The sequence below is a fragment of the Flavobacterium sp. genome (assembly GCF_041392085.1).
In the GTDB taxonomy this organism is placed as follows: Bacteria; Bacteroidota; Bacteroidia; order Flavobacteriales; family Flavobacteriaceae; genus Flavobacterium.
Map to the genome: position 1 here is coordinate 63538 of NZ_JAWKMW010000006.1, position 12766 is coordinate 76303.

Here is a 12766-nt window from a genome sequence, read left to right on the forward strand (position 1 = left end):
TACTTTTCTATTATACTTTAATTGATGAAGCAAAAATGAATAATGTGTTTATTTATTTAAACACAAATAAAATAATTGATTATAAATTATAACCAATAGAATGATTTTTTATAAAATATAAAACATTAAAACTCGATTTTTGAAGTTTTCAACTACAATCTTTAAATTTTATGAAATGGATTGGATTATGTATGTTACATTATTGAGCGACATTTCGTCGCCTAAATCGCATCCTATTAACATTTGAGCTAACGGAGCTTGAGGAGAAATCGCAAAAATGGTCTTTCCTCCCAGTTCAACTTTTGGCAAACTAACCGAAATTAAAAAGTAAATATCATTGGCTAAAACCAAACTTCCGGTTGTTACTTTAGCATTCGTTTTTTCAAAATAAATGGAGTCAAAAATGGATTTTGTTTCTATAACTTCTTTCAGTTTTTGATTGAGTTTTTCTTGTTCCAAATGCATCATAGATAAAGCCGTTTCGTGTTTATCTCCGGCAGAACCTTTGGCATCGTTTTTGGCATCTTCGGTTAAATCAGTAATCATTTGACGAAGTGAATCGATTTTGGATTGGAGGAAATTGGAATAGTGTAGAATGATTTTTTGTTTCATTTTATGAAGTTGCTAAGGTTCTGAGGAACTAAGTTAAAAAGTCCGCAAGGTTCATTTAAAACTTTGCGGACTTTGAGTAATCTTTGCGGTTTAATAAACTTAAAAATCAAACTTATAATTTGCTCCTAACACCACTTGAATTTGTTGAGCCGGAAAGTTCATCCACTTTTCATACGATTGATTAAATAGGTTATTTCCTCTTAAAAACAAAGTTAAACGTTCGTTGTATTTATAACCTACATTAGCATTCACATCAAAATAACTGTCTAACGTTTTGGTTGTAAAAGCATTGAAAGCAGGATCATTCAAAATATCCGGTGCAATAACTTGGTCTTTTCTTTCTCCAACAAAGAATAGATTCAATCCGGCATACCATTTTTCTGTAATGTTAGCATCTAGATTTGCTCCAAAAGTGATGGAGGGCAAATTCCATACTTCATCTTGATTTTTGGCAGATAAGCTTCGGAAAGTTCCATTGATTCCGGCTGAAATGTTTTTGGATAAATCAGCTTTTACTTCACCAAAAAAGCTTAGTGTTTTTACATCATCATAAACAACATCAAAAGAATTTCCAAAAGCATACGGTTCAACATCATTGGGTAATGCCGGATCTGTAGCCAACGGAAATACATTATTTCTAAACAACGCTTTATCATTTTCCTGCATGAAAGAACCTCTGATGGTATAACTTATATTTCCGGCTAATTTTCCTTTTAAACCAGCAAAAATATCATACGGTCTACTCGTTGGTGCTACATACAAAGTCGGTGACAAAAACGGATTTTCGTTTGTAAAATCTCGATAGGTATTTTGCTGTAAACTTCCATCTGCCCCGGCATAAAAGATCATCAAATCACCTACTAATTTATAAGAAGCTGTAATGTTTGGATAGATAAAAAACTTACTTTCGCTATGTTCTAAATCTGCACTGTAAAAAAGCGAAACACCAATATCAAAAGCCCAATCATCTTGCGTTAGAGAAATAGAAGGATTTAATCCGAAGTTTGTAAAACCATATTTAATTTCATCCAAATCAAAATAATTGCGTTCAAAACTTCCGGAAACATAGTCTACGATTACATTTGTTTTTACGGCAGCATCGATGATATCAAACTCAAATGAAGGTTTTAGTAGAAAACGATTTTCGGCAGAACCGAAATTATCCCAAAAACGGTTAAAAAGTAAACTGGCACCGCTAAAAAAACTCTCTTCAACACCAATTTTTCCACCCAAATTAAAATTATGATATGTGTGCGAAGGATCAATTGCATTATAAAAAGTCTCGTCTTGGTTGTAATATGATTGGTTAATGCCATACCAATTATAAATTTGGTGTTGGTAACCTAAATCGGCGTTCCAATTAAAATTGCGTTGCTGACTTCCATAGGTTAAATCCAACGAAGTGTTATAGAATTTATCATCCAAAATCGCTTCTTCAATTCCGCCTTGCGAAGAATGATGTCGGAACATTCCGCCCACATAATCTGAACGACTCAATTGTTCGGTAACAAACAATTCACCTACAATTCTTGCATAATTTCCAAAACCTAGCGTAGCATAGTTAGAAAATAATTTTTCTTTTTTAGGTTTATCAACACCTGCCGCTTTACCTTTTGCCGGAGTAAATGTAGAGGCAACCGGAAATGAAAAAATATTGTATTTAATTTCTTCTTTTTTGGTATTTTCATCGTCATCTAAAGAAGGTATTTCTTTTACTTTAAACGCGTCTGATATAGTAGCAGAATACGGTTTAACAATGTTTACAACTTCGGTGCCTATATTTTCATCTTTTTTTTGAGAAAAACCAGTTTGGCTAATCAAAAAAAGAATTACTGCGATGGTTTTATTTAGATTTGAAATCTTCATGTTTATCATTTTTGTACAATAAATTAGTTTTGGATGGATGAATTGCGTTTAGATTCTTCGGCTTTTATGGCGTCTAATTCTTTTTGAGCTTCTTCAACTATATCTGGAAACTCTTCAAAATTCTTAATTACACTTTCTAAAATATAAGTTGCTTGAAAACTATCGTTCAATGCGTAATTATTTTTAGCCATTAAAACTAATCCTTTGGCACTAAAATATTTATATCCTGAATAATCTTTTGCCAATTTTTGTATCACAACATTCGACGGTTCATATTTTCCTTCTTTGTTTTTAAAATAGGCGTCATAGTATAAAGCCTCAGCAGCTAATTCACCTTTTGCAATGGCTTGCAATTTTGCATACGCTGTTTTTGCTTTCGCTTCATTGTTAGTTTTGATGGCTGAACGAGCAATAATAATTTGAGCATCACTTTTAATTCTGTCATCCACTTTCTGATTAGCTAACACTTTATCGGCATACAAAACAGCGTTTGTATAATCGTTTTGTTCATAATATGATTTCATCAAATTCGATTGTGCGAATGTGACATTTTGAGGAAAATCAGCTTCTGTTTCTAAACGTTTTAAAACCGGAATGGCTTTGGCATAATCTTTTTTCTTTAAATGAATTTCTGTTAAACGGGCCAAACTTTGTTCGGTATATTCACTTCTCGGTTTAGAAACTACAAATTCATAATGTGGAATGGCATTGTTTTCTAAACCATCTGCAAAATACAATTGAGCTAAATAAAAATTAGCTTTTAACGAATGAATTCCATTTGGAAAACGAGTAACATAGTTGCTAAATCCTGTAATTGCTCCTTTGGGGTTGTTTTGTAAATACTGTTTTTCAGCTGATTCATAGGAAGTATTATCTAGATCAGCATCGGAAACTTCTACATAATCTAATGTTTTTACCCAATCGGCATATTCATTTACATTTCCGGTATCTACATAAATTTGGCGAGCGGTATTCACTGCTTCCAATGATTCCGGTGTTCTTGGATATTCAGCTGCCACTTTTTTCAATTTTGTGATAGCCAATTGCGGTTTTTCATCGTTGTAATAAATTAATCCCTGTCGTAATATGGCTTTGGCAGCAAAAGAACCATTTTTATATTCACTAATTAATTGGTCATAGGTTTTTAAGGCCAAATCAGATTTATTATTATTAGTATATGTATTTCCTAATTCAAACAGAACATCATCACGGTATTGTGATTTAGGATAACTTTTAAGAAATGTATTCAAATCTTCTATTTTCTTGTCATTTCTGTTTACGAAACCATAACTTAATGCTTTTTGATAAGCAGCATAATCGGCATCAACACCTTTTAACTCTATGGCTTTGTTATAAGCTTCCATAGCCGGCCAATACTTAGCCGAAACAAAATAGCTATCACCCATTCGTAAATAGCTATCATTCAAACGCACTTTATCGTCTTTTACGGCATCAATATGATTTTGAAAATAGGTTCCAGCTTGTTCGTATTCTTTCAATTTAAAATGTGTATAACCAATATTATAATTGATGTTTTTGTATTCCGGGGTAGATTTAGCTTCAGCAAAACCATAAAATTGTTTAAATGTTAGCAATGCATCGGTAAAATTATCCAACACATATTCGGTCTCACCCTTCCAAAAAGTGGCACGAGCGGTAAATTTTGCATCTCTTGGCTCGGCAATTGATTTTTTAAACATTTTCATGGCTTCAGTAAAATCACCATCGGTGTATAATTCTAACCCTCTGTAAAATGTAACTTTTTGATAAGCTGCTTTATTGGAAAAATTTTTATTTCGTTCGATTAACTCTAAAGCCCCTTTGTAATTTTTTGAAGTAATGTAAGAGTTAATTAATAGGTTTTCAACTTCTAACTTGTTGGGGTTATTGGGGTATTTTTCTAAAAAAGCGGCCAAAACTCCTGGAATCGATTGGTATGAATTACCTATTTCATAACTTAATTTGGCATAATTTAAAAAAGCATCTTCTTGAATTTTTAGATCAAATTCCATTTCAGAAGCATTTTTAAATGCATTCAACGCTTGTTGTTTTTTGTCTGTCTTTAAATAACTTTCTCCCAAATGATAGTAAGCATTTTGAGCAACGCCATCATTTCCGCTTATAATCTTGTTGAATTGGTTGATTGCATTTTCATAATCCCCTTGTTTGTAATATGAATATCCAAAAAGATAGTGATCAGTATTACTCCACTTCCCTTTTTTTCCTCTATAATCTTTTAGGTAAGGAATCGCTTTGTCATATTGTTTTAAATTAAAATAACTTTCGCCTATAATTTTATTTAATTCTGATTTTTCTATGGCGTCACTTTTTGCCATAGCAACTGTTCCCAAATCAATTGCTTTTTGAAAATTTCCAAGCTTAAAGTTCATATCAGCTTGGTAGTAAGACATTTTCTCCTTGTACTTTTGCTCACCTTCCACTTGATCAAAATATTCATTGGCTACTTTATAATCGTCTTTTTCATATGACATGTAGCCCAAATAATATTTTGCCTGTGAACCATATTCTTTAGAATTTACCACTTTATTGAAATAATTGGTCGCCTCTTTTTTCTTTCCTCCGGTAAAATTGGCATACCCTTTTTGAAAATTAAATCGTTCCCGTTCACCAGCCGTAAGATTACTTTCATCTACTTTTTCAAACCATTGCAAAGCTTGCGGAAATTTTCCTTCATCAAAATAATAGTGAGCAACTTCTATGAAGGCTTGGTTATGTTTAGAACTGGTAGGATAATCCGCAACAAATTTTTCCATCAACAAATCAGCATTCGGTTGACTCAGTCGAATGGCACAATTGGCTATGTAATAGGCACAATCTGATTGTAACTCTTCGCTATCCCTTTCTTCTTTTACTTTTTTAAATATAATTTGTGCAGACAAATATTGTTTTTCCTTGTACAATTCAATAGCACGATTATATTCTTTTAAATCATGAGTGTAGATTTCGGTTTGTTGTGCTACAGCATTGTTAGATATTAACAACATTAACAGAAACAAGAACCAGTTTTTCTTTTGCATATGAATCAATTTTGTTTAAAATACAAATTTAAGGTTTGCTTATCGTTGTAACGAAGTAACAAAGGTGTTTATTATGAACAAGGTTGTAAACAATTGTTAATCCTCCCCCACTTGATTACTCCAAAGTAAAGGCTAGCCGAAATGTAGAAATCTTTATCATTTTTTTCCAACAAATTGGAGAGTAAAATTATATCAATTTAAAACTCTGTTTATCAGTAGCTCAAACACTCAGTAACTTTAAAAAAATAAAATTTTGAAAACCATCCTTAACTTAGTACTTTTACCACTTAAATTATACTTTATGTCGACTACAATTGCCTCACTAAAAAACGTAAACATCTTTCAAGACCAAAATATGGTATTAAAAAACATCTCTTTGGAAGTGAACAGAGGTGATTTTATTTACATTATAGGCAAAACAGGTTCCGGAAAGAGTAGTTTGATGAAGACTCTGTATGCAGATTTGCCTCTCACACAAGGAGAAGGCTCAATAGTAGATTTTGATTTAGCCAAATTGAAAGAAAAAGAAATTCCGTTTTTGCGGAGAAAAATTGGTATTGTGTTTCAAGATTTTAAATTATTACCAGATAGAAGTATTTTTGAAAATCTAGAATTTGTATTGAAAGCTACTGGTTGGAAAGATAAAGCAGAAATGCAGTTCAAAATAGATGAAGTTTTAGAAAAAGTAGGCATGAAATCAATGTTGCATAAAATGCCTCACCAACTTTCGGGTGGTGAGCAGCAACGTGTTGCCATTGCCAGAGCTTTGTTAAACGATCCGGAATTAATCTTAGCCGATGAACCAACCGGAAATCTTGACCCTCAAACGAGTGTTGAAGTAATGGAAGTGTTGCGAAAAATCAACCAAAACGGAAAAACTATCATTATGGCCACGCATGATTATGCCTTAATTATGAAATTCCCGGCAAAAACACTAAAATGTGAAGACAGCACTATTTTTGAAGTGGTGCAAAGAACGGTTTAGCTGTGAGATATTTTGCCAGTAAAATAAGGGTAAATGGGTATGTAATAATGTGAAAGCGATCACCTTGATTACTTGAAATACCTGAAATCCCAATAACATATAGTACCAAGAGAGCAGTAAAAAGTATAAAAAAATTATGCTTTTTATAGTTTACTAAAGTAAACATGCTCAACAAAAGTCCCAAAATTGTCATTATTCTGTTTTGATATTTTGAAACCCAAATAAGAACAGATTGGGTAACTTCAAATTTTTTAGAATTAGTAATGTTTGAATAAGCTATTGGGACAGTATTTGCAGAAATAGTATTCCAAAAAAAATTATGTAAATACGCTTTTACAACATTAACTTTATTATTCTTTAATTGCTCTTTGATATCCTCATTGACTATTTTCTTCTGTTCGTGTACCTTAAATGTAAACAGATAATCTGCTCTCGGATTATTCATTTGGTCAAATTCAGTTCCTTTTCTGTAACAATCAGCTTTAGAAAATAAATAATTATAAAAAGTAATACTATCGATATAACTGATTGTAAAATCACCAAATTGGTATTTTATACCAACTGCTTGAAATAAACATAGACCAATTGAAGCATACAAAAACATCATTATCCTTTGTTTATAATTTTTAATTAATATCCTCATAAAATAAATCAGCATCAGCAAAGCAAAAAATTTACTTGCCGGTTTTATCAACATGCTTAAAAACAGAATTGCTAAAGCAAATACTAACCACTTAAATAGTTTTGTTTGATTGTATTTTTGAAGAAAATAATAACTTAAGACTAAAAAGAACAGAAAAGGAATTTCCGCTAAAAAATGAAAATTATATAATGTAATTCCCATAAAACTGATGAATACTATTGTTAACCAAAAAGCTATTTTTTTTGTGGTTTGCTGGAGTAGAATTTCATAGAATAAAACAATTGTTAGAAGCCATAAAAAAGCATTGATAAATTGTGCAATTACATATAAATCAGTATCTGAAGCACCTAAAAGTAAAGGCAAACCGTAAATCGTTGCCATTAAAAGTGGCCTATTACAATGTCCTCTTAAATGCCAAAATAAATTTGTTGCCGATTCATTGTAATTGGAAGCATCCGGAAAAATAATTGTTTGCAAATTGATGTCTAATAACCCAATCAGCAATAGTATCCAAACTAATCCTATTCCAACTAAAAGAAAATGATTATTGTACTTTTTTAAAAAAAGTGTCATAAAATTATATAAATAAGTTTGGTTTTTGTTGAAAAGAACTAAATTGCTCATTTAAAAACACTGACCAAAAATAGGGTTTTATTTTCAATTTTATGGAAAACAAAAGCAATCCGAAAAAATTATCTATTATTATTCCAGCATATAACGAAGCTCGAACTATTCATTTCATATTAAATAAAATTAATCAGGTTGTACTTCATGATTCTTTGGTAAAAGAAATTATTATAGTGAATGACGCTTCAACCGATGATACTGAAAAAGCTGTCCTTGCATTTCAGAATAACTATTTTGAAGAGATTCGCTATTACAAACATCATTCTAATATGGGAAAAGGAGCTGCCATACAAACAGGTATCAAAGAAGCCAGCGGCGACTATATTATCATTCAGGATGCCGATTTAGAATATGACCCAAACGAATACAACATTCTACTTAAACCTGCTTTAGAAGGATATGCTGATGTTGTCTATGGCTCTCGTTTTATGGGTGGCAAGCCGCATCGAATCCTCTTTTTCTGGCACACAATTGGCAATCGATTTTTAACTTTTTTATCTAATATGTTCAGTAATTTAAACTTGACAGATATGGAAACCTGCTATAAATTGTTTGATGCTAAGATTCTAAAATCTATTCCATTAAAAGAAAAACGATTTGGATTTGAGCCCGAAATTACTCAAAAAATTGCACGTATCAAGGGAATTCGAATTTATGAAGTTGGTATTTCCTATTACGGCAGAACTTACGAAGAAGGTAAAAAAATAAATTGGAAAGATGGATTTAGAGCCATTTGGTGTATTTTTAAATATGGCTTATTCAAACTATAATAATGTTATCTATTCTCATTCCTACATATAATTATTCTGTCATTGAACTTGTTCAAAACTTACACCAACAATGTATAGCTTGTTCCATAACTTTCGAAATCATTTGTTTGGATGATAAATCTGCACCTGTTTTTCAAATTGAAACCCAAAAAGTTAAAGAATTAACCAATTGTTATTATTACACCAATGAATTAAACCTTGGCAGAACAAAAACAAGACAACTTTTAGCCGAGATGGCAACATTTGATTGGGTTTTATTTTTAGATGCTGATGTGTTGCCCGAAGATGAACGTTTTATCAAAAGATATATTGCCGAACTAAACAACAAACAAACTATCGTTTTTGGCGGATATAAGTATAAAGAAAATCAACCAAAATCTTATCAAATTCTTCGCTATACATATGGAAAGGATAGAGAAGAAAAACCTGCTTCATTTCGAAATAAAAAACCCTATCAGTTTGTTTTTTCAGGTAATATGCTCATTCAAAAAAAAATATTTTTAGAGCTGAATTACGCTGAAAACGAAAAGTTTTATGGAATGGATATTTATTTTGCTTACCAACTTTATGTAAAAAAAATACCTATTCATCACATTGATAATGCTATTTATCACCTTGGACTAGAGCCCAACGAAGTGTTTTTTGAAAAATCGCTACAAAGTGTTGTATCCAGAAAACACCATTTAGAAAACAAAAAAGCGATAGAAAAATTAAATCCTCTTCTATCCTATTACTTTTTGATAAAAAAATTTCGTTTACTTTTTATTGCACGATTTATTTTTAAAATTTCTGAACAACTTTTAAAAAAAAATATCTTGAGTAAGAAGCCAAATCTATTCCTTTTTGATTTATATCGTTTAGGTTATATTTGTTCAATAAAGTAATCTGATGCAACCTTATTTCTCTATAATTATCCCGCTTTATAACAAAGCCAATTCAATTGAAAAAACATTGAAAAGTGTTTTTAGTCAATCGTTTACCGATTATGAAGTGATTGTGATTAATGATGGTTCTACTGATAAAAGCGAGGAAACAGTAAATACATTTACAGATAATCGACTACGGTTAATTTCTACTGAAAACAAAGGTGTTTCTCAAGCCAGAAATTTGGGAATTAGCCAATCAAAAGGAAAGTTAATTGCTTTTTTAGATGCAGATGATTATTGGTTTTCACAGCATTTAGAATCTTTTTTTCAATTGCATCAGTCTTATCCTGAAGCCGGCTTATTGGCTACAAACTATCAATTTTACTATTCAGAAAAAAAAATAATTCAGCCATTTTTTGATACCATTCCAACAGAAAAATGGAGTGGAATTATCCCGGATTTTTTTCATTCGAGTATGAAATTCAGAATAGCTTGGACTAGTGCGGTAGCAGTACCTAAAAATGTGCTTGATGAAGTTGGAAATTTTGATGAAACAATTACCCTTGGTGCTGGTGAAGACACCGATCTATGGATTCGAATTGCTTTAAAATATCCTGTTGCTTTTGACAATGAAGTTTCGGTTTATTACCAAATTGCCGCTGAAAACCGAATTTCTTTGAGCAAAACCAAAAGAAGACGTTTTTCAAAATTAGATAAGTTTGCCATTGAAGAAAAAGAAAATCCTTCTTTAAAAAAATTTTTGGATTTATATCGAACAGAATATGCCTTGAAACACAGAACAATTGGTGATTTATCAACATACTGCTTTTACAAAAAAAACATTTCTTCTAACAATTTGAATTGGAAGATTAAATTGTTATTTATACTTCCTCCTTTTGTATTGCGACTACTGTATTTTGTTAAATCAAGATACAACCTTTTCGTTGCTCAACCACCTGTTTATCATTGATTTTTTGCCATCAAAAAAGAGTCAAAATTTCTGATGTAATCTTCTTCCATAAAAATTTCTGAAGCCAAAACCAAACAAACTGAACCGGATGAAAAATTTTTAAGTTCACGCCAAATGCCTTCTGTAATCAATAAACCTTCATAAGGTTTGTTTAAAGTAACTGTTTTAACAGTTTGACCATCATTTAAAATCACATCAAAACTACCGCTTAAAGCAATGAGCAATTCATTTTGCTCTATATGAGCATGACCTCCTCGCTCTGCTCCTGCCGGCACATCATATAAATAATAAACGCGTTTGACTTCAAACGGAATTAAATTATTTTCTATTACCGAGAGATTTCCACGTGTATCAGGGATTTTTGGTATTGAAATTAGTTCACAATCAGATACTGATTTTTTTATAGTCATTTTTTCCTAAAATTGCTTGTTTGTAAAGGTTTGATACATCTGAAAATGATATTTTTCTTTGCTTTAATTCGAAAAATAATTTTAAAAGTACCCAAAATTGATACGTTGAACCAAAATTACGATAAAAAAAAGCTCCGGAAGAATAATAAACCGTCGGTTTACTTGTACTTATCGAAGAGTGCTTTTCATCATGATAACATATAACTTCAGGAACAAAACCGATAGGAATATTTTCTTTATTGAAATCTAAAAGTATAGAATTTTCTTCTCCAAATTCAAATTTTGCACCTAATCCAAAGTTTTCATCATATAAAATAGTTGTTTTGTCAAAAACACTTTTTCTAAAAACAAGTTCAACCGACATCGTATTTAGTAACTCAAATTTATTTAAACTTTCAATAAAGTTTGTTGGATAGTTTCTTAAAAATTTCTTTTTAAATGATTGAACCTGAAACCTAAATATGGCTAAATTTGGTGAATTAGTAAATGCCTCAATCACTTTTTTGTAAAAATCATCAGCAAAAACAACATCATCATCGGTTAGAATCAAAATCGATTTTGTGGCATTTTTTATACCTAAATTACGACTTTTAGACAATCCTTTTTCAAACGAATTAATTACTTTAACCGATTCAAATTCAGAAGTTAACAAGTTGTTCTTGGTCGTTTGATTAATAATTAAAATAGAAAATGCTGAAAAATGACTCATCGGAAACATCGGAACTAAAAATTCCAACGAAGTTTGATTCATCGTTGAAATAATAATTTCCAAATCATGACGGCTAAAATGGTTTGTCAATTTATTTTATATTTACACAAATATAAAGATTTCATCTTCATTCATGCGAATACTTTTAATTGGAGAATATAGCCGTTTACACAATTCCCTAAAAGAAGGATTAGTTACTTTGGGTCATGAAGTATATATTGTAAGCGGTGGTGATCATTTTAAGAATTACGACACAGATTTTTCAATAAAACCAATTCTTTTTTCTAACTATTGGATTACAAAAAAAGTGCGAAATGCTTTTAAACAATTTTTTAATTTTGATTTTGAAAAAATTGAAAGAGCCATTCGATTTTATTTGATTTTACCAAAATTAAAAGGATTTGACCATGTTCAATTGATTAATTCGGATGCGTTGGAACTCTATCCGAAAGTATCCTTATTTTTTTATAAAAAATTATTTACTCAAAATAATAAGGCTTCACTTTTGGTTTGTGGAGATGAAACTCCGGTAATTGAGTATTTGTTAAAAAACGAAATGAAACATTCTATTTTGAGTCCGTATCTGAATGATTCTTCTCTTAAAAAACAATACCATTTTTCGTTAAAATACATTCAACCCAACTATTCATCTGTTTTCAATTGGGTGAAAGACAATGTAAGTTCTATTATTGTTTCGGATTTGGATTATAAAATTCCGATGGAAAAAATGAATTACAAAGTAAACTTCATTCCAAACCCCATCAATACGCAGAAAATAAATTTTTCTGCGTTAAAAATGGATGAGAAAGTAATTATTTTTTTAGGAATTAATCGATTGAGCTATAGTAAAAAAGGAATTCATTTTTTTGAAAAAGCGTTGAAAATAATCGAGGAAAAATATGCTGATAAAGTAGAAATTATTATCACCGAAAACATTCCTTATCAACACTACATTTCACTTTATAACAAAGCTCATATTCTTTTAGACCAAGTTTATGCCTATGATCAAGGTTACAATGCCTTAGAAGCAATGGCAAAAGGAAAATTGGTATTTACAGGTGCTGAACAGGAATTTATTGATTATTATAAGTTAACTGAACGAGTTGCCATCAATGCTTTGCCTGATGTGGATGAATTGGTGAAAGAACTATCCATCTTAATTGAAAACCCAAATGAAATCATCAAAATTGGAAAAAATGCGAGAGCTTTTATTGAAAAAGAACATGATTATGTGCGGATTGCGAAGAAGTATTTGGAGGTTTGGAAATAG

The 12766-nt window shown here is 30.9% G+C and carries 11 protein-coding genes; 5 read left to right on the top strand and 6 right to left on the bottom strand.

What is annotated here, in order from left to right; all coding sequences use genetic code 11:
• Positions 1-168: 168 nt before the first annotated feature.
• The 3 genes from R2782_RS05095 to R2782_RS05105 form a co-directional block, all read right to left on the bottom strand.
• Positions 169-612: a hypothetical protein gene (locus tag R2782_RS05095; RefSeq protein WP_371266999.1), complete on the bottom strand. Its 444-nt coding sequence runs from the start codon at positions 610-612 to the stop codon at positions 169-171.
• A gap of 99 nt (positions 613-711) precedes the next feature.
• Positions 712-2478, bottom strand: coding sequence for a TonB-dependent receptor (locus R2782_RS05100; protein WP_371267000.1), 1767 nt, complete (start codon positions 2476-2478; stop codon positions 712-714).
• A gap of 23 nt (positions 2479-2501) precedes the next feature.
• Positions 2502-5516: a tetratricopeptide repeat protein gene (locus tag R2782_RS05105; RefSeq protein WP_371267001.1), complete on the bottom strand. Its 3015-nt coding sequence runs from the start codon at positions 5514-5516 to the stop codon at positions 2502-2504.
• Between the two features lie 301 nt (positions 5517-5817).
• On the opposite strand from R2782_RS05105, the gene R2782_RS05110 reads away from it, so the two are divergent.
• Positions 5818-6501, top strand: coding sequence for a cell division ATP-binding protein FtsE (locus tag R2782_RS05110; protein WP_371267002.1), 684 nt, complete (start codon positions 5818-5820; stop codon positions 6499-6501).
• Here R2782_RS05110 and R2782_RS05115 read toward each other — a convergent pair.
• Positions 6470-7717 (bottom strand): ArnT family glycosyltransferase, encoded by a 1248-nt coding sequence (locus R2782_RS05115; RefSeq protein ID WP_371267003.1) that lies wholly within the window; start codon positions 7715-7717, stop codon positions 6470-6472. The genes R2782_RS05110 and R2782_RS05115 overlap by 32 nt on opposite strands.
• Before the next feature lie 92 nt (positions 7718-7809).
• On the opposite strand from R2782_RS05115, the gene R2782_RS05120 reads away from it, so the two are divergent.
• From R2782_RS05120 to R2782_RS05130, 3 genes are read left to right on the top strand one after another with little or no spacing between them, the layout of a single operon-like run.
• Positions 7810-8541, top strand: a complete 732-nt coding sequence (locus R2782_RS05120) for a glycosyltransferase family 2 protein (RefSeq protein WP_371267004.1) — start codon at positions 7810-7812, stop codon at positions 8539-8541.
• 2 nt (positions 8542-8543) lie between these two features.
• Entirely contained in the window at positions 8544-9425 is an 882-nt protein-coding gene (locus R2782_RS05125) for a glycosyltransferase family 2 protein (RefSeq protein ID WP_371267005.1), read from the top strand.
• 4 nt (positions 9426-9429) lie between these two features.
• Positions 9430-10377, top strand: coding sequence for a glycosyltransferase family 2 protein (locus R2782_RS05130; protein WP_371267006.1), 948 nt, complete (start codon positions 9430-9432; stop codon positions 10375-10377).
• Here the strand turns inward: R2782_RS05130 and R2782_RS05135 are convergent.
• Positions 10371-10787 carry an FdtA/QdtA family cupin domain-containing protein gene (locus R2782_RS05135; protein WP_371267007.1) on the bottom strand — a complete coding sequence of 139 codons (417 nt, stop codon included), beginning with the start codon at positions 10785-10787 and terminating at the stop codon, positions 10371-10373. The two genes, R2782_RS05130 and R2782_RS05135, sit on opposite strands and share 7 nt — an antisense overlap.
• Positions 10762-11586 carry a glycosyltransferase family 2 protein gene (locus tag R2782_RS05140; RefSeq protein ID WP_371267008.1) on the bottom strand — a complete coding sequence of 275 codons (825 nt, stop codon included), beginning with the start codon at positions 11584-11586 and terminating at the stop codon, positions 10762-10764. Before R2782_RS05140 ends, R2782_RS05135 begins: the two co-directional genes overlap by 26 nt.
• Before the next feature lie 43 nt (positions 11587-11629).
• On the opposite strand from R2782_RS05140, the gene R2782_RS05145 reads away from it, so the two are divergent.
• Positions 11630-12766, top strand: a complete 1137-nt coding sequence (locus R2782_RS05145) for a glycosyltransferase (RefSeq protein WP_371267009.1) — start codon at positions 11630-11632, stop codon at positions 12764-12766.

What these genes read in the sequence shown, in the direction of transcription:
- R2782_RS05115 (WP_371267003.1), bottom strand. Translation starts at nt 7,717, where the DNA reads ATGACACTTTTTTTAAAAAAGTACAATAATCATTTTCTTTTAGTTGGA.
- R2782_RS05110 (WP_371267002.1), top strand. Translation starts at nt 5,818, where the DNA reads ATGTCGACTACAATTGCCTCACTAAAAAACGTAAACATCTTTCAAGAC.
- R2782_RS05125 (WP_371267005.1), top strand. Translation starts at nt 8,544, where the DNA reads ATGTTATCTATTCTCATTCCTACATATAATTATTCTGTCATTGAACTT.
- R2782_RS05145 (WP_371267009.1), top strand. Translation starts at nt 11,630, where the DNA reads ATGCGAATACTTTTAATTGGAGAATATAGCCGTTTACACAATTCCCTA.
- R2782_RS05105 (WP_371267001.1), bottom strand. Translation starts at nt 5,516, where the DNA reads ATGCAAAAGAAAAACTGGTTCTTGTTTCTGTTAATGTTGTTAATATCT.
- R2782_RS05100 (WP_371267000.1), bottom strand. Translation starts at nt 2,478, where the DNA reads ATGAAGATTTCAAATCTAAATAAAACCATCGCAGTAATTCTTTTTTTG.
- R2782_RS05120 (WP_371267004.1), top strand. Translation starts at nt 7,810, where the DNA reads ATGGAAAACAAAAGCAATCCGAAAAAATTATCTATTATTATTCCAGCA.
- R2782_RS05095 (WP_371266999.1), bottom strand. Translation starts at nt 612, where the DNA reads ATGAAACAAAAAATCATTCTACACTATTCCAATTTCCTCCAATCCAAA.
- R2782_RS05135 (WP_371267007.1), bottom strand. Translation starts at nt 10,787, where the DNA reads ATGACTATAAAAAAATCAGTATCTGATTGTGAACTAATTTCAATACCA.
- R2782_RS05130 (WP_371267006.1), top strand. Translation starts at nt 9,430, where the DNA reads ATGCAACCTTATTTCTCTATAATTATCCCGCTTTATAACAAAGCCAAT.